Genomic DNA, 19,517 nt, shown 5'->3' with positions numbered 1-19,517 from the left:
TCAGTACTCGATGACGCGAGTGACATACGGCGTCATCCCGGAGGTGCGGACCGGCGAGATCTTGATCGGAACGCCGGTCTGCTGCGCCTCGAGCATCTGGCCGCCGCCGAGGTAGAGCGCTTCGTGCTGACCGCCACCTGGCCCCCAGAACAGCAGATCTCCTCGCTTGGCCTGTGACGGCGGCAGGTGGCGCCCCGCCGTGTACTGATCGCCCGAATAGCGGGGGAGCAGGACACCCACGCCGGCGAACGCGTAACGAGTGAGCCCGGAGCAGTCGAAGCCGACGGTGCCGGCACCGGAATCCACTCCGCGACTGGGCCCGGTCAGACTGCCACCACCCCACGAATACGGCACTCCGAGTTGGGTGCCGGCCCGCCGGATCACGTACTCGACTGCCTGCCTGCCATAGACGCGGTTGCCGCGGAGGACGGGGGCCGCGCCGGTGTCCGCGGGGGCGAGCCCCAGGCTGCCGAGGAACTTTCGGCCCATGTCGAACGTCGTCTGCGCGGCAAAAGCGCTCGCCTGCAACGACGCATTGGCGATGGCCACAGGATCGCCCGGCGCTCCCGCGCTGAGCAGGTTGGGCAGGGTGGGATCCCACTGGCCGGCGTTGGGTTCCGCGTGGGCGAGGGGAGTACCCATGGCCGCCAACGCTGCCGCGGCGAGAATCCCTGTGTGCAGGAGTGTTCGCCGATCCCAGTAGAGGGGACGCCCGTGGGTCATGGAAGGCATGGTCACGCATCCCCCTCCGCCTTGCGATAGCCGTGGCGGAGGCAGCGTCCGCATTCACGGGAACTATGTATCAACTACGTACGTACGTACTTTAGATCACAATAGACACGTCAGCCCCATCTGTAACCAAATTCCATCGTGGTAATTCATTGCGCAGATTGCGCTTTGGTCTCGGTCGCCGACGTCGGACGCTAGCCGGCGGGCGTGTCAGAACAGGTAGTGCAGTACTCATGGCACCTGCACGAGCGCTTCATACGCTTGTGGACGTCGGGTTGCAGAAGGGGATGCTGTGATGATCGCGTTGACGGATACCGTGAAAACCTGGGGTCACTCGGCCACCGTCCATTACTCCCACGCCCCACGCTCCGTTGTCGCTCAGTCCACCCTGGCGTTGCACATGGAATTCAACGTGGACCTTCCGCCCAAGCCGATTTTTCGCAGCTTCGGGTTCTTTCGTACGGCCGTCGTCGATGGATCGACCATCACCCTGAACGAACCGTCCTTTGCCGCGACCGGCGTCACGGAGTTGCATTTCGAGCTCATCACGGAGAACGGTGCATCGGTGTCCGTGGTCAACCAATTCGATACGACGGGCACCGTCAGCGGCCCTCCGCAGGACGCCGTCCAGGTCCGGAGGGTCTCGTTTCACCGCCCGAACGGAACGACCGCCTTCGCCCACATCACCAAGGTCTATGCCGGCGGCCGTGACATTCCCGAACACGAGGCCATCGAGACGGCAACGGCCACACTGAAATCGCTGGGCATGGACCCGGCCGAACTGATCATGAAGGTGACGACAGACGCCGATCACGTGGCGCGCCTGCAACGCCTCGACCCGGCGACCAACGAACTGGTCGACGAGGTGACCGATCCACGGATGGGGAGGTGAGATGACTGGGCCGAGTGCGGTCGAGATCAAAGTGAATGTCAAGGGCGACGTCGACCATGCGCTGTCGCTGTTGGGGTTGAGCGGTGGCAAGTCGCGAAAAGTCTGGTTCCTCGACGACCTGACCGAGGGTGCGCGTCCGGTTCTGCCGCTTCTGAGTGCGGGAATCGTTCTGCGGCTGCGCAGAAACAAGGACGGTGGTGAGGACTCGACGGTCAAGTTGCGTCCGTGCCGGTGGTCACAGCTGGCCGGACAGTGGGGAGAGCGCTCCGGCGGCGATACCGACTTGACGGTCGAGGGTGACTGGTCGCGCTCGAAGCACGTGTTGGCCGCGTCATGCAAAGCTGATCTCGACGAGGGCAGCATCGAGTCGGCCCTCGATGAGGACGGCCGTCTCGTCAACGCGTTCACCAAGTCACAACTCGACTTCCTGGCCGACTGCGGCGAGATTCGAGTGGCGTTCGGTGGGCTGACGCTGTTGGGCCCGATCGCTGCCATCCAGTGGAAGAACATGAAGATCGGTGCGGTTGACCATGTTTCGGCCGAACGGTGGACGATCGCCGGAGCCGATTTCCTGGAACTCTCCATTCGCGTCACGCACGTCGATCAGGCGCGTGGACGGCAGCAGGCGTTGACCGACGAAGTGACGTCGCGTGGGCTGGCGCTGGACGATGCCGACGAACCGAAGACCTTGCGCGTCATGAAACTGTTGGCCGACGCGAGGCAGCCTCAGGGTTGGTAGCCGTCGAGGAATCCCGTGAGCCCCGACGGTGCGTGCGGTCCGATCGCGATCTGCTCGACGACACCGATCCCGGTGCGCTCACCCATGGTGGCCTTGACGACGTTCTGTAGGTGAATGGAGGCGAAGTCGGTAGGCTCGAAGGCATCGAGATCGATGGAATCCCTGCCGATCTCGAATTGTCCGTGATTGGAACCATGCCCCCAATGCGGATGCCAGTAGCCGATCCCGCGCATCCGGAAGGTGAAGAGCTTTTCCACTTCGATGTGGGTCTCACCGTCGACGGGATCAGTGAACCACAGGTGGGCTCGCCGGATCTCCCGCCGCCCCGGCTCCCATTCGAGTTCGTAGCCGATGTCGTAGCACTCCCGCACACCCACCCGACTGCACGGCGAGACGCCTGCCGGAATCGGATCCAGAATCTGCGCCGTCTCCAGCCAACGGCGCCCGTCCTCGTGCTCGTGGAAGGCGTAGTGCGTGAACCGATCGCCGAAATGCAAAGGCGCCCAGAGCCAGAACACCTGAAATGGCATCGGCTGACGGAGCACGGGTACCTGCTCGCCGATGGGCCGAACTCCCCAGGACCGGTCGCGGGTTCCGGGTACGGCACCGGCCTCGACCGTCAGGTCCTCGCCGTCGACGCAGATCGTTCCTTCCCAGGATCCCCACTGGGTGAGCCGGGTGTGATCGGTCAGCACGATGCCTTCGGTGGTACGCCGCTGCTGGCGAGGTTCCTCGATGGCGACAGTGGTGGCGCGGAAGGTCAGATCGCAGGAAATGCCGTGATCGTTGGAATCGACGAGGTAGCGGATGGTGCGCAGTGGTTCGACGACCTCGATATGGAAGGGCCCGATGGTTGCCGATCGGTCCAGCGGCATGGCCCCCGAGGCGAAGACCGAATGTGCCACCCCGTCCTTGACCAGGCTGAAGGCCGCGTCGATGATCCCGCGAACCGGGTAGTGGCCCATCGCCGCGCCGAAGTAGAACTCGCCGTCACGCTGATGACCGTTGAACCAGTAGCGGTCGTAGTGGTTGGGGTCGGCGCTGACCGGTGTGGCGACCGGGTCGGCCGAGGCGTGAATGGGGTAGTCATCAAAAGGGGTGAGCACGGTGTCAATTTTCCGGCTCGTTGATCTTGACGAGCATCTTGCCGATGTTGGCCCCGGTGAACAGTCCGTTGAGGGCGTCGATGCTGGATTCGAGTCCCTCGTAGACGGTTTCGCGATGGACGAGCAGCCCTTGTTGCTCCCATTCGCTCAGTGCGGCGAAGGCTTCATCGAAGTGCGCCCACTCTTCGAGTGCGATGAAGCCCTGCATCGTCGAGGACGTGGCAAGCAGGTTGACGTAGTTGGAGGGGCCCGGGTGATCGCCGTTGAGATAGCTGGAGATGATGCCGCACATCACCACTCGGGCTTTGTGTGCCAAGTTGCCGAGCACTGCATTGAGGATGTCTCCGCCAACATTGTCGAAGTAGACGTTGATCCCGTTCGGACACTGCTCCTTGAGCGCGGCGGACAGATCGCCGTCCTTGTAGTCGACGCAGGCGTCGAAGCCGAAGTCCTCGACCACGGCCCGACATTTTTCCGGGCCGCCCGCGATACCGACCACCCGGGCACCGGCGATCTTGGCGATCTGGCCTGCCACCGATCCGGTGGCGCCCGCTGCAGCCGACACCACGACCGTCTCACCGGCTTGCGGTTTGCCGACGCCCTTCATGCCGAAGTAGGCCGTGGCGCCCGTCGGTCCGTAGATCGACATCACCGCGAGCGGATCGGTGTAGCCGACCACCGGCGTACTGAAGAGGTCGTCGCGGATGATCGCATAGTCCTGCAGCCCCGTCAGCGTGGTGACCAGGTCGCCGACCTTGTAGGCATCACAACGTGATTCGACAACTTCGCCGATGCCGGCGACTCGGACGACCTCGCCCAATTCGAGCGCCGGCAGGTAGCCGGGTTCGCCGTCCAGCCAGGTGCGCGCGGCCGCGTCGATGCCCACATACGTCGTCCGCAGCAGTGCCTCACCGTCGGCAGGAACCGGCGCGGACGTGGTCACCATTTCCGTGTCCTCGGGGGAGACCAGCCCATTCGGGCGACGGCGCAACAGGACTTGACGGTTCTGGCGGTGCGCGGAGTCAGTCATGTCGCTGCTCATTTCTGTGGAAGATCGAGGTGGCCATCCGATTTTTCATATTGATTCTTAGAATGCGTATCGATTATCGTCAAGCCCCAGACTGAAAGTGTCTCGCCAGGCGGGAGGACACCCATGAGGCCCGCGGGAGAAACGACCGGGATGACATGAGCGCCAACGAGATAACGCCTCGTCGAGGGAGGCCACCCCGCATCGACCACAGCGCCATTGTCGCAGCGGTGCGGGAGATCGGCACCGAGAACGTCACGATGCGCCGCGTAGCCGAGCATCTCGGTGTCAGCCTTCCCGGGCTGTATCACCACGTCAAGAACCAGGACGATCTGCTGCGACTGGCCACCGAAAGCGCCTTGGTCATGTCACCGCCCCCGCGGTATGCCGGCGAGCACTGGGCGACCTGGATGCGCAGCTATGCGTCCTACATCAGGACGGTCCTGGCCTCGGAGCCGGCACTGGTCGAGAAGTTCGTCACCGGCGGCGTACGCGACGACATGGAAATGGAGTGCAACGGCGACGCCGTCGAAGCACTGGCCGGGCACGGCCTGTCGCCCGACGACGCGATGGCGGTGTGGGCTGCGGTGAGCGCGATGGCGATCGGCAGCGTCACCGAGGCGCACCGTGAACACCTCCACGCCGAAAGCGGACAGCCCTGGCTGGCCCGGATCTTCAAACTCACCGCCAAACGTTCCGCGTCCGACTATCCGACGTTGCGTGCGGTCGCACAGTCCGGGTTCGATCCGTTCAGCGAAGACGCCTTTCAGCACCGAATGACGATGTTGCTCACCGGTATCGCGGTGCAGTATGGGCTTCCGCCCGAACCTGCGGACTAGCTACCCGGCATGCGGCGGACCAGGCCGTCGTCGAGCATCTGCTGGAAGTGGTCGGTGACTGTCTGCGCCGCCGGACGATAGGTGAGCCCCAGCTCGTTGCGGCTGCGGCTGTTGTCGAACGCCAATGGATATCCCACGTTGTGCTCGACGAACTCTCGCGTGAGTCCGGCAGCCGGCGCGATGGCCTTCACGAGCACCTTGGGTGCTGTCATCCTCGGGAACGGGTAGAACGGGCCGAACCGCCGCCGCAGTAGCTTGCCGATCTCCAGAAGCGTCAGAGAATCGGCGTTGACGATGTAGCGGCCGTGGGCCTCGGGGGTGAATCCGGCACGCAGATGGGCATCGGCGACGTCGCGCACGTCCACCACGCCCATGGTCAGCGCGGGCGCTCCGGCCAGGAGACTGCCGTCGGTGAACTGCTTCATGGTGCTCAGGCTGGCCGAATCACTGGCCGTGGTCAGCGCCGGGCCGAGCACCAGGCCCGGGTGGATGGTGACCATGTCCCAGCGGTTCTGCGCCCGTTGGTACCGCCAGGCCTCCTGCTCCGCGACCGTCTTGGAGTAGGGATAGGGCTGGTGGCCGACACTGCTGGTGGTGTTCCAATGTTCGTCGGTGAAGACACCGCCCGCGACATCCAACACCTCACGGGCGTCCCCATAGATCGCGACCACGCTGCTGGTCAGCACCATACGTTTGACGCTATCGGTGCGGTTCACCGAGTCGAGCACATTGCGGGTGCCCTCCAGCGCCGGGCGGACCAGCGCCTCCTGCGCGTCCTTGAAACCTGAGAGCAGGAACGGCGAGGCAGTGTGCATGACAAGCTCGCACCCGGCCATCGCGGCGTCGAAACTGCCGGGCTCGAGCAGGTCTGCCTTGAACAGTTCCAGTCGGCCGGGATGGTCGGCGGAGAGCTTGTGCAGATGCTCCAACCCGGTGGCCTTGGCAGGGTTGCGCACCGTGCCGTGGACGGTGTGACCGGCTTCGAGGAGTAACCGGACGATCCAGCTGCCGATGTACCCGCTGGCGCCCGTGACGAGCACCGGCGCGTCCGGGTCGATCGAGGTGCGAGGTGTGCTCATACGGGGGTTTCTCTCGTGCGGGTCAGCTCGAGCATATTGCTGACGAAGTGGCCGACGTGGGGGGACAGTTAGCGGTATGAGTAGCCAGAAGGTACCTAAACCCAGCGACCTCAAATCGGCCGCTCAGGCAGCCGTCGAGACGGCTCAGTCCGCCGTCGGCGCCGCCCAGGCGGTGGCAAGCGGCGCGATGCGCATTCCGCCGGCGTCGGCTCAACTTGCCGCCCAGTTACCCGATCTGCTGGAGAATCTTGCGGTCGCGACAGAACGGCTCAACACCACCATCGATCGGACCGAACGGTATATGGCCATGGCCGACCCGATGTTCCGTACGTTGGACCGCCTCCTGCCGCAACTGGAATCGTTGATCAACACGGGCAATGACGTGTTCCGGATGTTGACGAACCTGCCGGGCGTCTCCGCCATCAACCGGTTCACGGGGCGCGGTCGCGACGACCGGGACTGACACCGTTGGGTCATCGGCCTAGGTGATGCCGAGGACCGCAGCAGTGAAGCGCCAAAGTGTCTGTGTGGCTTGATCGGAATTCGGCGTCGGGATGACTCGGAGCTGTTGCGCGATGCCGTGACGCAGGCCTCCGATGACGTAAGCCGCGGCACTGTCGGGGTCCAGATCTGTTGGGAGTGCGCCGAGTTGCTGTCCATGGCGGATGTTGGCGGCGGCGCTGTCGATGAGGTCGTGAATGTAGGCCTCCCCGAGTTCGGTGAGCTGCGGGTCGCCGGCGGTACGGTTGAGCAGAATCGGCGCCAGCGGGTCGGCAAGGTGATAGGCGACGAAGCGGTGAGTGCGGTCGCGTTCACGAGTAGCCCAATCTCCGTCGGGTAGGTGGGCATCGGCGATCGCGTGGCGCAACCCGTCGTAGAAGCCGTCATAGATCGCGGTCAGAAGCCCGCTCTTCGATCCGAAATGGTGATAGAGGGCGCCGGTACTGAGGCCGGCGCGACGGGTCAGCCCGCTGAGTTCGAAGACGCCGTTTCCGTGCACGAGTTCGTCGCGCGCGGCATCGATCAGTTGTTGACGTCCGACCGGCGCGCGTGCCATAGTCCGAACCATAACAGAAGTCAGTTATGTTTCGGTGAGGGCGATATGAGCACTGAAGTGACGTCGTTGACGGAGTTGGCCGGCGACCTGGCCGGTACGTATCGGCGGACCCGTAGCAGTGGTGAGCAGGTGGACCCTGCGCTGGCAGACGCAGACCTGGCGGCGGTGCTGCGCGACGGGTACGTGGTCCTGCCTGATCTGCTGAGTGCCGCCGAGCTCGACGAGATTCGGAATTCTGTAGGTCCACTGTTAGATCTGCTGGGCCGCAACGGATTTGAAGGACACTCCACCCAGCGGGTGTACAGCGTGTTGAACAAGACCCGCAGCTGCGACCGCATCGCCGACCATCCGCGGGTGCTGGCGCTGCTGGATCGGTTGTTCATGCCCAACTACCTGTTGTCCATGCTGCAGGTGATCAACATCCTGCCGGGGGAGCAGGCCCAGATGTTGCACACCGATGACGGCTTCTATCCGCTGCCCCGACCGCGAAAGGCACTGGGCGCGGCCACGATCTGGGCGATCGACGACTTCACCGCCGACAACGGCGCCACCGACATCGTCGCGGGTAGCCACGAGTGGGGTGATCGACTGCCCGAGCCCACCGACCGCGAGCCGGTGGTGATGAGCGCCGGATCCTGCGTGTTCTTCGTCGGAACCCTGTGGCACGGCGGCGGCGCCAACCGTTCTGCGAATGCACGCCTGGCCCTGACCGCGCAGTACTGCGAGCCGTGGCTGCGTCCGCAGGAGGCATTCACCTTGTCGATGACCCGCGACACCGTGCGGGCCGTCTCCGAGGACATCCGCCGCATGCTCGGCTACAGCATCCACCCACCCTTCATCGGTCAGGTCGACGGCATGCATCCGAAGCGTTTGCTCGAGGCCGGTGTTCAGTCCGTCTGATGCGTCCGCCTCCGCCTCCGCCTGCGGTGCCGGTTCAGTGTGCCGAACTGTCGGATGACTTCTGTTGAAATCGCTTTCGCCCAATCGTGACCAAACGTGGTCGAGCGCAATCTGATTGCCGCATCTTGGCCGCGCGCAACCGATAAAAGCTCACGAACCCGGCGCTGCACAGCCCTGTCTGTCGCTTTATTGTGTGACTGCGAGTATCGTCAAACTTATTGGTGCTCCGTCATACAGATTCCCGTTCGGGTTGGGAGCATCCATTCGACAGGTCGGTTTGCTCGGCCATAGATGGGAGCGTCCACATGACGCTACAAGCTGTTGAGAACTCGCCACGGATGCAAGGCCTGTCACGTACTCCAAGATTGCGGTTGAAGCCGAAGGCGCGACGCATTGGGTTTGTCGATGGGGCGTGGTGGCCCCGCGGTGATGACCTCAGCGCGGAACTTCCCGACCTTCTAGCGGCGCTGTCCGTCAAGCTGGGACACGTCGAACGCGTTCTCTACCGATTGTCTGACTGGCGGCCGGCGCCTCGAAAACTCACCACTGGTGACGGTTCAGTCAAGCTGGATGGCTATGAGCGCCAACCGACTTCAACTATCAGCCTGCTGGGACCCGGGCTCCGTCGACTCGACCTGCTGATCGTAGCTGTACACGCGGACGCATCCGACGCGCACGCGACAATGATGAGGGCCGCACATCCCAGCGACGAGACCCGTGTGGACCGCCTTCTCGGGATTGAGCCGCGCGTCCGGGTCAGTCTGGACCGGGCCGCTGTTGCCCAGCAGCGCTGGGCGTCACAGACCTCGTAACCACACAGTGCGTTCCCGAATATCCCTTCGGTGAACACTTCTGAACAACATGACGCTGACGATGTCGTCAGAGATCGGATTTGACCATGACGGTACAAGTAACCCGCAACGACGGTGCCACTGATGAGTTTGCCCGCTTCGGCGATCGCTACATCAAACACACCGACGGGTCATTGGAAGTTGTCCGTGCCGGAACAATGCAGGCCGCGACTTATCCGGCGGGAGGCTGGACCCAGGTGACCGGAGATGAGAAGCGGAAACCCCACGGCCTGTTTCATCATCGTGCATGAGCAATATGCCAGCTTCGAATTTACTCGCTTGCTGTATGCGAATCACTCGATCACCAAATAGTATGCGCCACGCCACATCAACCGGCGATGCTCCATCGGTGATGTATGCGGACCCGGGGCTCCCCGTGTCAGTCGCGTAGTTGCGCCAACCGTGAGGAAGCCGTGGTTCCACCTTCTGATTCCCATCGTTCCTGAGCAGCAGACGCTTGGGTGCGTCTGTCCCGGTCTCGTTGGCCGATCATGAGCAATCCGTCGACGGTCGCGGCGTTGTGGGGTTGCGCCGCGGTCATCATGGTGTGGTGGGCGTCGTCGGCGTCGGTGTGGGGCGCGATTACCAGTAGCGTGAGCCGGTCACCGTCGAGCCCGAGAACTTCAACGGTGTTGATCGGCTGCCGCCGATACCCATCCAGGCGTACCGCCCGCCCTCCGGTGACCAGTTTTCGTGGCGCTGTCGCCCATGCGCTCAGGTGATACAACACCCGGTCGATGCGGCCCAGGCGGACCGAGAGCACGGCCAACAGGTCTGGCAGTTCTGCGCTGAGGTCATCGCTGTGAGGCCACCACGCCCCGTCGACATAGCCACTATGTGGCGCCTTGGGCTTCAACCGTAGGCGTGGCGTACGCGCCGGCACGGTGGAGTTCTGATCATTTCTGCGTGTCTGCTGTGGCGTCATGACGACGCTCCCGTCTGGACCGCGTTGACGCGGTCCTGTCCTTCAAATCAGCGATGACACACCCGAAATGGTTGCGTGTACGAAGTACCGCCGATAGTTGTGATCCTACGCTGATCCAGTCTGAATGCGGGCCGGGAGTCCTCATCGTCGGTCCTGTCATGCCGTGTTGCCCAACGCACCTTGGGCACGAGGCGCGATGTCTGCCGTCTCGGCGATGAGGTGATCCACGACGTCGAACAGGTTGTTGCTCATGCGCATGACGCGACGCTGCCGGGCCGCCGAGCTGCCGTCCGTCAGTGCCTGGCGCGCCAATTCCTCGACGGCCTGCCAGTCTCCCGACTCCTCCAGCTGTGGGCGGAGCATCTGGACCAAGTCGGTGACCATATCGCCCGCGGGTCGGCTGGCCGGATGTATCAAGTCCACCAGGTCGCCTTCCAACCCTGACCGAGCGGCTCGCCACAGTGCGGCGCGGCCGAGCGGGGGGACCACCATGGCGGCAGGCACCCCAGCGCGTATTCCCTCGATCTCGCGTTCGACGAGCGCGCGGAACAACGCCGCGATGAGCACGATGGTGTCGGTGCGTGGGCAGCTGTCACACACGCGCAGTTCCAAGGTGGGAGTTCGCAGGGCGGGGCGAACGTCAAAATACGACATCCCCGCATCGGTGATCACTCCGGTCGCAACTAGATTGGAGATCAACGTGTCGTATTCCGCGGCTGACGTGGCCGGGGGTGCCAAACCAGTGGTCGGCCACCGTTGCCAGACCAGTGTGCGGACACTGCTGTAGCCGGTGTCAGATCCGTCGGACCAGAATGGCGAACTCGCGCTCAGCGCAAGCAGGGTGGGGACGTAGGCGGCCACCCGGCCGGCCACCAGGACAGACTCATCGCGGTCGTCGATCCCCACGTGGATCTGAGTCCCGCAGATCAGTTGTTCGCGTGCCAACAGCTGATATTCGGCAAGCATCTGCTGATAACGGAAAGTCTGGGTCACTCGCATCTCGCTGGGCACCGACAACGGAACGGCGCCCGCGGCGACCACGCCCAACCCGAGAGTAGCGGCGGTGTCGACGAGGACTCGGCGTCGGGCGATCAGATCAGCTCGCAGATCTGAAAGAGTGCTGACCACACTGCCGTTCGTCTCCACCACACAGCGCTGCAACTCGGCCACATAACCGTCAGACAGTAGTTGCAGCAGCTCTGGCGCCCGCGCGGCCAGCCGTCGGGTTGTGAGGTCGACAACGTGGAACTCTTCCTCTATGCCGACTGTCCGGCGCACCTCTGAGACTGTCAATTGCCTTGGCGTTCCTTGCGTTCGGCATTCACATCTGCACGAGGGGCTTGTGAAACGGTATTCATCGTGTCCGCTCGGTCCCACTGGGTCGTCGAGCTGTTGAGGGGAATTCGCCGCCGTGTTGCAGCGGATGGCGTCCCGTTGAGACAGGCCCCATGCTGGGGGCGCCCAGATACCCGCCTATGGCCGCGCTCAGCGCTGCCGGCGGCGGCCTCGTCAGCCCATGCCTCGCGCCGGCGAACTTCCGGTGCGTCCAGTTCCACGGATCGGTGGATGCCGTGGTGCGCAGAGCGAACTTTGTCGCGTCTAGTGCCTGCCACCCACGCGAAGACAGAGATGGGCACCATCGTGGCGCACACCACGAGGAAGACGAAAACCATAGTGCTGGTAGCCATATCGGCTCCTTGCGATTGTTGAAACGTGAGTTCTGCAGGGGGGCACGGGCCGATCATGGCCGTCGATTCAAGGTCGTCGGCCATGACCCACGGGCCGGTCAGTAGTAGTGACGCCGGCCGCCGACGGCGTGACCCGTCCGCCCCATCAGCATCATGAGCAGGCCCACGACCAGCAGGATGACGCCGATGACCAGGACAACGTGAGCGAAAGCGAATGTGGGGACGAGGCTGGGGAGGAGGAGCCCCAGAACGATCATGACGATTCCGAGGATGATCATGGCAGTTACCTAGTTTCGATGTGGATGGTCGGGGGCGGGTTTGCCCGAGATCAGTGTTTGAAGGCGTCTTTCAGCTTGTCGCCTGCCTGTTTGGTGTTGCCTTTGAACTGGCCGGCGCGTCCCTCAACCCGCAGACGGGTGTTGCCGGTGGCGCGGCCGAAGGCTTTCTTCATGCTGCCCACAGCCGCTTCGGCTTTGTGGGCGACCTCTCTACCAAAACTCATTTCGCGGCTCCTCGTTCTCCGTAGTTCACGTCCCGCGATCGCGGGACGAAGGCATGCGTTTGAGGTTCGTTTTGCCGGGGAGGCAACCGCGGCGCGTGCACGCGCCGCCAACACGATCAAGCCGAGCTTCGGAATAGGCCGACGTAGATCCCGGAGGGGAGCGGCCTGCGTCGGCCCGGTGAACCCCACGACCACCGCGACGAGCCAAACAACCGATCCAACGATGACGATCATGGCGGCGCCTCTACTGATACTTAGAAGTCCAGTACACGCCCCATCGGTGGGGTTGTCAACAGTGTATGTCTACAGCATAGTTCTACCCTGTCGATTGATCCGAGGCTGTGCGTCGTTGTGGTGTCTACGGTGTAGGCCTACAGTGGAGGACAACACTGGAGACACGCCGAAAGGTGGCAGCATTCATGACCGCACCGCCCGGAGGTCCACCCGCGACCGGCGCCCGTAACATCGAGTCGAACGGTGAGGGCGTGCCGATCACCCGCGCAGCGGTCCTGGCAAGCGCTCTGGAGATCATCGACCGCGACGGCGTCGACAGGCTCTCGATGCGGCGACTCGGTGAGGCGCTCGGACGCGACCCAATGGCCCTGTATCGGCATGTGCCGAACAAGGCTGCGGTGCTCGACGGAGTCGTCGAGATGGTCTTCGAACAGCTTTCGCTGGACACCACAACGCCGGATTGGGCCGCTGCATTACGCAAGCTCGGCCACGAGTTCCGCGATCTGGCACGTGCGCATCCCAACGTGGTGCCTTTGTTGGTCACCCGCCCGCTGGCAACACCGCTTGGGATGCGCCCACCGGGAATCCTGCGGCACCTCGAAGAGATCCTCACCCTGCTCATCGGTGCCGGGTTCACCGGAGAGGACGCGCTGCACGTCTACCGGGCGTTGTTCGGGTTCCTGTACGGGCACGTGCTTACCGAACTGCAGGAAATCGTCGAGCGGCCCGAGGAAACCGACCACGTCTTGCGCTTGGGACTACACCGGCTTCCGATCGACCAGTTCGGACACCTTCGCGAGCTCGCACCAATATGGGCTACCTACGACGGACTGGCCGAACTCGACCGCGGGCTCGACATTCTGCTCAGCGGACTGGCCGCGCGGCTCTCGGTTCCCGGTGCCGCTCCCGCGCACACCGCCGAACCTCCACAAGACAATCACGAACGGACGTGATCTCGACGCCGCACTCCACGCTTCTCCCACTCGCGTTCGTCCTGTGCGAATACGTATGACCCGAAACTAATTACAGACTTGGCAAGAAGATGGCAGTAACAGACGCAGCCGAATACGCGCACCTTTGCGAGGCCGACCTCGAGGAGCTCGGAGTCGAACTCGAGGCAATCCGTCGCGACATCGAGAATTCGCGCGGTGAACAAGATCGGGCATACATCCAGCGGGCCATCGCGTTTCAGCGCTGCCTCGACATCATCGCACGGCTCATGATCGCCGGCAGCCGAGGCGGGTCCGGCTGGGCACTGGGAACCGCCGCGCTGGCCACCGCGAAAAGCATCGAAAACATGGAACTCGGTCACAACATCTGCCACGGTCAATGGGATTGGATGAACGATCCGGAAATCCACTCCAGCACGTGGGAGTGGGACATGGCCGGTGTCTCCTCGCAGTGGCGGTACGCCCACAACTACCGCCACCACGTGTTCACGAACGTGATCGGCGTGGACGACGACCTCGGATACGGCATCATGCGGGTCACCCGCGACCAGCAGTGGCGGTCGACCAATCTACTGCAGCCGCTACGGAGCATGTTGCTGGCCATCATGTTCGAATGGGGCATCGCCCTGCAGGGGTGGGAGTCGCAGCAGAAGCGCGCGGCGACTCGCGCCGACAAATCCGCGCTCACTCGAGCCTTGGTCGGCAAGGTGGCACGGCAGGTTGGGAAGGACTATTTGATCTTTCCCGCGCTGAGTCTTCGACGATGGCGCCGCACGCTCACCGCGAACGCGACCGCCAACATGTTGCGCAACGTGTGGGCTTACGTGGTGATCTGCTGCGGGCACCTAGGCGACGGTACGCAGAAATTCGCACCCGCCGCGCTGGAGGACGAGTCCAAATCCGAATGGTATCTGCGACAAATGCTCGGCACCGCGAACTTCCGCGCCGGGCCGGTGTTGGCGTTCCTCAGCGGAAACCTCTGCTACCAGATTGAGCACCACCTCTTTCCGGATCTGCCGAGCAACCGCTACGCACAGATCGCTCCGCAGGTTCGGTCCATATGCGGCCGCTTCGACCTGCCGTACACGACCGGCCCGCTCGTACGTCAATACCTGGAGACCGTGCGCACTATTTTCACGCTCGCGCTCCCGGATCGGCTTCTCGCCAAAGATTCTGAAGGAAAGGTCGGTTACAAACCTGACTCCCGGTGCGTTGAGAGACCTCGAGCTTTCGTCGTGGCAACGCGATTGGGGCAGCGCCGGTAGCGATGGTGTCGGTTTGACGACCGGTATCGGTGTCCCTCAGGTCGGCGACTCGAACTGTGGTGAGTTCCATGCGCAGTTCAGCGAGGGCGCGCGTGAAGTCGTCGGAGAGTGCATAGTCGGCATAGTTGTGGAAGCTACGGTTCTTCCACCAGGCATTGACTTCGAATGACACTTCCTTGCTCATTGGACGACGCCCAGTCAGGCCTTTCGAGGCCCGGTACCCGATCCCGACCTCGTTCAGGCACCTTGAGAGCGTTTCCTGGTCGAACTGCGGATACCGTGTGGAGCCGGGAAGCTTCCGGGTATCAACAATCAGCCCGACACTGCTACCGCGTAACAGGTCGACGAACTCATCGAGCGTTCGGGTGGAGTGTCCGGCCGTGAAGAACGGCTCACTCATCGACCAGCCGCAAGGCGCTGCCCTTATGAGCGGCGATGTGGTCGGTTTTGTCGCTCTTGGTCTCGTACTGCGGATCGTCCGGGGACGCCCGCCGCGTGTAACCCTTGTATTCGAAATCCTTCGTGCGGATCTTCGTCACCGTGCCCGACACGTGTCCGGCCTCCGAGTTCCACGTCACATGGGCATCAACGCTGAACCGGTCAGACATATCGACTCCTTCGTCCTGGACCCATTGAAGCAGTGCTGGCGGCGACGCACTACTGGCTGCCGCCGCCGATAGCAAAGCCTCCACTGGATTTCGTCCATTGCTTCGTCATCGACCACGAGCGGGGCGGCCGGGACCTCCATACGGTCGATGAACGTGGCTGCGCAATGCCTGGCTAATTATGTTGTCATGCAACGGAATTGGTACTCAGTTCGTGCGGGTCAAACCACCTCATCGGCAGCCCTTGCTGCGGCTTCTACTTCAGCGGCGGCACGTTTCCCCACGGTCCGTAGGGGCCATTGGCGCCGATGCCCATTCCCGGGCTGGTGCTCGGCGGCTCTGAGTACACCTGCGCGTTGCCAGGGGACTGGCACAGCACGGAGCCGCCGTCATTTCTGCAGTTGGCTCCGGGTGCGGCTTGAGCATTTGGTGCGAGCAAGATCCCCAGCGCTGCGGCTGCGCTCGCCACCACAGCCACTGTTGGCATTCTCGATCGTTTGTAGGTTGTATTCACTGCCACCACGCTCCCTTGTTTGTGATTTCGTGTCTCTACTCCAGGGTTCCCAACACGCGGGGCGAAACCACTGGTGCTGGCCCCCAACTCGCACCCCGTTAGCCGGTACCACCACCAACTGGTAATTCCAGGTCCCGGCCGAAAGCGCGCGGAGCAGCCCGGGGGACCGGTTGGTGGTCACTTTGGAGGGGCGCGATGACAGACCCGGCCGAGCGAACGTCCTCCATGGCGCACTCCACCGAAATGGCAGCGTCCCAGCTAGCCCGTCAACCCGAACTCCGATGGTCAAGAAGACAATTCATCATCCTCCGGCGTCCAGACCACACCCGGATATTAGCGTCAGGTGCCGCAGACGACGCAGCTGATAGAGGCCTGGTAGGCCGGGATGCCATCTGGAAATTGCATCAATCGCCCGATGCCCGCAGCGTGATCTCTGAGATGTTCGTGCGGCTCTGCCCATCGAGGGTGCCCAACTTGGAAATCCACACCAGCACATTGGACGTTTTCGTCTGATTGTCGACGGTGATGGTGTTGTCGCCCGGCTGTAACGCCACGTTCGGCGTCAACTCGGTGGTGTCGGACAGGCTGTTCGGGTGAGCACTGTCGGCCGCGCGAATCTGGACTTCTGTTCCGGTGCTGGGCACGTCGATCGTCACCTCGCTCAAAGCCGTTGGCGAGGGGAGCTGAAGTAGCAGGCCGACACCTTGTTTGAAGGCCGGGAAGGGCGCGGCATCCTGATAGATGTCGGTGGACCACGACGTATCCGGGTTGCCGTCGATGGCCAGACTCGCCTGATCCGGATGGTCTGGTGAGCCGCCGGGGGAGAACACCGTCGCACTCTCGGGCTTCACGGGCGACCCCGGAGTGGTGTTGTGCTCCGACGAGCCCAAACCGCGGAGGAGAAGCACGGACGTCGCAACGATCGCGGCGACCACGGCCAGAACCAACAGAATGCGCACCGGACGCGACGTCAATGCACGGCGGCGATTACCTGGCGTCACTGCGAACGAGTCGCGCCGGCGGCGTCCGCGGGTGCCGGCCGAATGATTGACCACCGAGTCGGCGAACAGCGTTCGGTCGTCCCAGGGGCCGCTGACCTCCACCACATCCCCGTCGGAGAGTTCGCCCGTGATGGAGTTGCCACGGAGCTCGACCGGCACGACGGTGTGCGCTTCACCGGTCGATTCGTACCGCTCCACGCGGAACGTCCAGACCTCTTCCTCGCCGTCAGGCCCGGCCGGTGCCTTCTGCACGCCGCGGGCAGTGCCCAGGATCGTCAGCATGGCCAGCCGCTTGGTTTCCGGGGGGCTGCTGCGCTCATGGACGTCGGGGATCTCCAGCGGGGCGGTGTGAACGCCCGTAGCAGGCGCCACCGGCTGGGGCGCGGTCGACACGTCCGTGCTCCCGCCCAGCGCCCGCGCGAAGTCCAGGCACCGCGCGTAGCGCTTGTCGGGTTGCTTGGCCAGCGCCTTGGCCATCACGGCGTCGAGATGGGCGAGGTCGCGGCGGCGCTCGGACAGCCGGGGCGGTGGTGCGTAGAGGTGGTTGCCGGCCTGGACGATGCGATTGGTGTCTTCGAAGACAGGCGAGCCGGTCAGCAGATGGAAAGCGGTCGCTGCCAGGGCGTACTGGTCTGCGCGGCCATCGAGCGTCTTCCCGGTGAGCTGCTCCGGCGCTACGTACGCGACGGTACCGATGGCCACGTCGGTCTCCGTGAGGCCATTCGCGTCGTCGGCTTCGCGGGCGATACCGAAATCGGTGAGCAAGATGCGTCGGCGGGCACTTCCCGACGGCACGGTGACCAGGATGTTCGCCGGTTTGACGTCGCGGTGCAGCAGGTTCCGTTCGTGAGCGACGTCGAGGGCTTCGGCGACTGCCGTGACGATCTCCACCACATCCGGCAAGGGCATCCCAGACGGGTGCTGCTCGATCAAGTGCTTGGCATCGGTGCCCTCGACATAGTCCATCGAGATCCACAGCCGGCCGTCGAACTCGCCCCGGTCGTGCACCCCGACGATGTGCGGATGCCACAACGATGCGGCCAACTCCGCCTCGCGGTTGAACCGGGCGCGGAACTCCTCATCGCGCGTGGTGCTCACCGAAAGGATCTTGAGTGCATCCAGACGGGGCAGGCGAGGATGCTGGGCCAGGTAGACCTCGCCCATGCCACCGGCGCCCAGCAGCCGCTGAATGGTGTACCCGGCAAAGACGTCACCGGCATTGAACGGCATGTTCGCAGCCTACAAAGGACGGCAACCCGAGCGCGAACAGATGTTCGTCAGGACCGCGACGTTCCGAACAAATCAGCCGAGGCCGTCCCAGAAGCGGGTGAGGGCCGCCGCGCCACCAGCCGGGTCCTGCACCATCCACCAATGTCCCAGTCCGTCGAGTACCTCGGTGCGTGCACCGGCCCGCGTCGCCGCACGCTGTCGAATGTCGTCGGAGCCTATGTAGGGATCGTCGGTGGCGAGCAGAGAAAGGCCCGGCCGGGCCCGAGCCTTCTCCAGCGCTCGCCCGGCCTCGGCCATCGCGGGTTGGCGGGCCGAGCGGTATAGCGCGAGGATCGCCCGCCCCATCTCTGGTCCCTGCTCGGCGGCGATCGAGGTGGCGATGTCGATCGGGATGCCCAACACGGACATCTGAGCCGTGCGATCCTCGACGGTTCCGCCGAGCATGGTGTCGACGAGTTGCTCGCCCTCTCCGGGTGTCTGCCATACCTGGGCCATGTCGTGCCACACATAGTCGGGGTCGAGGACTCCGATGACATCGGTGGCCCAGCTGCGCACCAGCTCGGGTCGATGCATGACGACGCCCATCACATGGCCGCCACCCCAGTCATGCCCGACGACATCGACTGGTCCGTCGATCTTCTCGAGCTCGCCCTCGAGCCAGTCGCGGTAGGCAAGGAAGGTCGCGGCAAAGCCGTCGGGGAGTGGCGCACCGAATCCCGGCGGCGACAGCCGCACCACGTCATCGCGACCGAGCGCATCGACGAGGGGACCCCAGATCGCGTCAGTCTCCGGATTACCGTGCACGAGAACCACAGTCATGGAGGCCATCCTTGCATCGTCTTCGTCGTGGGGCGTCTGGTTAGCGGGGATCGGTCGGCTCGGTGTCCTCGAGGTAGACCAAACCGTTGCCGTCGGGGTCGGTAAACGAAAACATCGCCGGTACCCCCTCCATCCGGATCAGCTCGTCGTTGTGCAGCGTCACCCCGGCATCACGGACCCTGTCATGGGTTTGTCGAGCATCCGCGGTGCCGAGGCGGATCGCGATAGGGATCTGGCTGTCGTGCGGCAGGAGCACCACGGAGACATCCGATCCCGGCGGCACGACGTCGATCATCCGCGCACCCGGCCAGACCTCCATGTCGGTGCGGAGTTCGCATCCCAGCACCTCGGTGTAGAACTTCAGCGCGGCGTCCTGGTCGGGCACCGGAACCGACACACTCAATACTCTCGTCGTCATCGTCATGTTAGTAAGACCCTGCCGGGCAGCCAGACTCATCGCGGCGCCGACGGCAGGCCGGGTCACGCCGAGGTCGCTTGGCGTTGCCGTGCACCGAAAGTAATGGCAGCGCAGGCATGTCCGGGCAATGGAACCAGAATCGAGTAG

At 63.7% G+C, this 19,517-nt stretch carries 22 protein-coding genes and 1 pseudogene; 9 read left to right on the top strand and 14 right to left on the bottom strand.

What is annotated here, in order from left to right:
* Entirely contained in the window at positions 1–642 is a 642-nt protein-coding gene (ripB, locus tag AB0876_RS11105) for an NlpC/P60 family peptidoglycan endopeptidase RipB (RefSeq protein WP_526042330.1), read from the bottom strand.
* 382 nt (positions 643–1,024) lie between these two features.
* Between ripB and AB0876_RS11100 the strand changes: the two genes are divergently transcribed.
* Together AB0876_RS11100 and AB0876_RS11095 are read left to right on the top strand one after the other, a co-directional pair.
* Complete coding sequence (locus tag AB0876_RS11100) at positions 1,025–1,621, top strand: hypothetical protein (protein WP_491839252.1); 597 nt, start codon at positions 1,025–1,027, stop codon at positions 1,619–1,621.
* A gap of 1 nt (position 1,622) precedes the next feature.
* A complete protein-coding gene (locus tag AB0876_RS11095; RefSeq protein ID WP_526041991.1) occupies positions 1,623–2,360 on the top strand; it encodes a hypothetical protein in 738 nt (245 codons plus the stop codon).
* Here the strand turns inward: AB0876_RS11095 and AB0876_RS11090 are convergent.
* Together AB0876_RS11090 and AB0876_RS11085 are read right to left on the bottom strand one after the other, a co-directional pair.
* Positions 2,348–3,466 (bottom strand): Rv3169 family protein, encoded by a 1,119-nt coding sequence (locus AB0876_RS11090; RefSeq protein ID WP_526041990.1) that lies wholly within the window; start codon positions 3,464–3,466, stop codon positions 2,348–2,350. The two genes, AB0876_RS11095 and AB0876_RS11090, sit on opposite strands and share 13 nt — an antisense overlap.
* 4 nt (positions 3,467–3,470) lie before the next feature.
* The gene (locus AB0876_RS11085) at positions 3,471–4,496 is read right to left on the bottom strand and encodes an NADP-dependent oxidoreductase (RefSeq protein WP_491839255.1); all 1,026 of its coding nucleotides are present in this window, start codon (positions 4,494–4,496) and stop codon (positions 3,471–3,473) included.
* A gap of 155 nt (positions 4,497–4,651) precedes the next feature.
* Between AB0876_RS11085 and AB0876_RS11080 the strand changes: the two genes are divergently transcribed.
* Positions 4,652–5,332, top strand: a complete 681-nt coding sequence (locus tag AB0876_RS11080; protein WP_526041989.1) for a TetR/AcrR family transcriptional regulator — start codon at positions 4,652–4,654, stop codon at positions 5,330–5,332.
* Here the strand turns inward: AB0876_RS11080 and AB0876_RS11075 are convergent.
* Positions 5,329–6,411 carry an SDR family oxidoreductase gene (locus AB0876_RS11075; RefSeq protein WP_526041988.1) on the bottom strand — a complete coding sequence of 361 codons (1,083 nt, stop codon included), beginning with the start codon at positions 6,409–6,411 and terminating at the stop codon, positions 5,329–5,331. The genes AB0876_RS11080 and AB0876_RS11075 overlap by 4 nt on opposite strands.
* A 76-nt stretch (positions 6,412–6,487) precedes the next feature.
* Between AB0876_RS11075 and AB0876_RS11070 the strand changes: the two genes are divergently transcribed.
* The gene (locus tag AB0876_RS11070; protein ID WP_064881447.1) at positions 6,488–6,874 is read left to right on the top strand and encodes a hypothetical protein; all 387 of its coding nucleotides are present in this window, start codon (positions 6,488–6,490) and stop codon (positions 6,872–6,874) included.
* An 18-nt stretch (positions 6,875–6,892) separates the two neighbouring features.
* On the opposite strand, the gene AB0876_RS11065 is transcribed toward AB0876_RS11070, so the two are convergent.
* Complete coding sequence (locus AB0876_RS11065; RefSeq protein WP_526041987.1) at positions 6,893–7,468, bottom strand: TetR/AcrR family transcriptional regulator; 576 nt, start codon at positions 7,466–7,468, stop codon at positions 6,893–6,895.
* A gap of 45 nt (positions 7,469–7,513) precedes the next feature.
* On the opposite strand from AB0876_RS11065, the gene AB0876_RS11060 reads away from it, so the two are divergent.
* The 3 genes from AB0876_RS11060 (at position 7,514) to AB0876_RS11050 (ending at position 9,470) form a co-directional block, all read left to right on the top strand.
* Positions 7,514–8,368 carry a phytanoyl-CoA dioxygenase family protein gene (locus AB0876_RS11060; RefSeq protein ID WP_526041986.1) on the top strand — a complete coding sequence of 285 codons (855 nt, stop codon included), beginning with the start codon at positions 7,514–7,516 and terminating at the stop codon, positions 8,366–8,368.
* Between the two features lie 305 nt (positions 8,369–8,673).
* Positions 8,674–9,180, top strand: coding sequence for a DUF5994 family protein (locus AB0876_RS11055; RefSeq protein WP_135360168.1), 507 nt, complete (start codon positions 8,674–8,676; stop codon positions 9,178–9,180).
* A gap of 86 nt (positions 9,181–9,266) precedes the next feature.
* Complete coding sequence (locus AB0876_RS11050; RefSeq protein WP_135360169.1) at positions 9,267–9,470, top strand: hypothetical protein; 204 nt, start codon at positions 9,267–9,269, stop codon at positions 9,468–9,470.
* A gap of 128 nt (positions 9,471–9,598) precedes the next feature.
* Here AB0876_RS11050 and AB0876_RS11045 read toward each other — a convergent pair whose 3' ends face one another.
* The 4 genes from AB0876_RS11045 to AB0876_RS11030 form a co-directional block, all read right to left on the bottom strand.
* Positions 9,599–10,144 carry a DUF5994 family protein gene (locus AB0876_RS11045; protein WP_237165857.1) on the bottom strand — a complete coding sequence of 182 codons (546 nt, stop codon included), beginning with the start codon at positions 10,142–10,144 and terminating at the stop codon, positions 9,599–9,601.
* 156 nt (positions 10,145–10,300) lie between these two features.
* A complete protein-coding gene (locus AB0876_RS11040) occupies positions 10,301–11,521 on the bottom strand; it encodes a carboxylate-amine ligase (RefSeq protein ID WP_526041985.1) in 1,221 nt (406 codons plus the stop codon).
* Positions 11,522–11,930: 409 nt separating this feature from the next.
* Complete coding sequence (locus tag AB0876_RS11035; protein ID WP_135360171.1) at positions 11,931–12,110, bottom strand: DUF6131 family protein; 180 nt, start codon at positions 12,108–12,110, stop codon at positions 11,931–11,933.
* Positions 12,111–12,160: 50 nt separating this feature from the next.
* Positions 12,161–12,334: a CsbD family protein gene (locus AB0876_RS11030; RefSeq protein ID WP_418022816.1), complete on the bottom strand. Its 174-nt coding sequence runs from the start codon at positions 12,332–12,334 to the stop codon at positions 12,161–12,163.
* Between the two features lie 419 nt (positions 12,335–12,753).
* Between AB0876_RS11030 and AB0876_RS11025 the strand changes: the two genes are divergently transcribed.
* Both AB0876_RS11025 and AB0876_RS11020 read left to right on the top strand, forming a co-directional pair.
* Entirely contained in the window at positions 12,754–13,521 is a 768-nt protein-coding gene (locus AB0876_RS11025; RefSeq protein WP_135360172.1) for a TetR/AcrR family transcriptional regulator, read from the top strand.
* Positions 13,522–13,610: 89 nt separating this feature from the next.
* Positions 13,611–14,783 (top strand): fatty acid desaturase family protein, encoded by a 1,173-nt coding sequence (locus AB0876_RS11020; protein ID WP_418007517.1) that lies wholly within the window; start codon positions 13,611–13,613, stop codon positions 14,781–14,783.
* A 70-nt stretch (positions 14,784–14,853) separates the two neighbouring features.
* Here the strand turns inward: AB0876_RS11020 and AB0876_RS11015 are convergent.
* The 5 genes and pseudogenes from AB0876_RS11015 to AB0876_RS10995 all read right to left on the bottom strand — a co-directional run.
* Positions 14,854–15,183, bottom strand: a pseudogene (locus tag AB0876_RS11015) (DUF488 domain-containing protein); the annotation flags it as partial.
* Complete coding sequence (locus AB0876_RS11010; protein WP_135360174.1) at positions 15,176–15,391, bottom strand: hypervirulence associated TUDOR domain-containing protein; 216 nt, start codon at positions 15,389–15,391, stop codon at positions 15,176–15,178. The gene AB0876_RS11010 and the pseudogene AB0876_RS11015, both read right to left, overlap by 8 nt.
* Positions 15,392–16,306: 915 nt before the next feature.
* Entirely contained in the window at positions 16,307–18,133 is a 1,827-nt protein-coding gene (locus tag AB0876_RS11005; RefSeq protein ID WP_526041984.1) for a serine/threonine-protein kinase, read from the bottom strand.
* 72 nt (positions 18,134–18,205) lie between these two features.
* A complete protein-coding gene (locus tag AB0876_RS11000) occupies positions 18,206–18,952 on the bottom strand; it encodes an alpha/beta fold hydrolase (protein WP_526041983.1) in 747 nt (248 codons plus the stop codon).
* Between the two features lie 40 nt (positions 18,953–18,992).
* Positions 18,993–19,370, bottom strand: a complete 378-nt coding sequence (locus AB0876_RS10995; protein ID WP_526041982.1) for a VOC family protein — start codon at positions 19,368–19,370, stop codon at positions 18,993–18,995.
* Between the last annotated feature and the right edge of the window lie 147 nt (positions 19,371–19,517).

This window comes from Mycobacterium sp. NPDC049093 (genome assembly GCF_040704635.1).
Taxonomy (GTDB): domain Bacteria; phylum Actinomycetota; class Actinomycetes; order Mycobacteriales; family Mycobacteriaceae; genus Mycobacterium.
The sequence above is the reverse complement of the archived record's forward strand: the minus strand, read 5'-3'. Positions and strand labels throughout refer to the sequence as shown.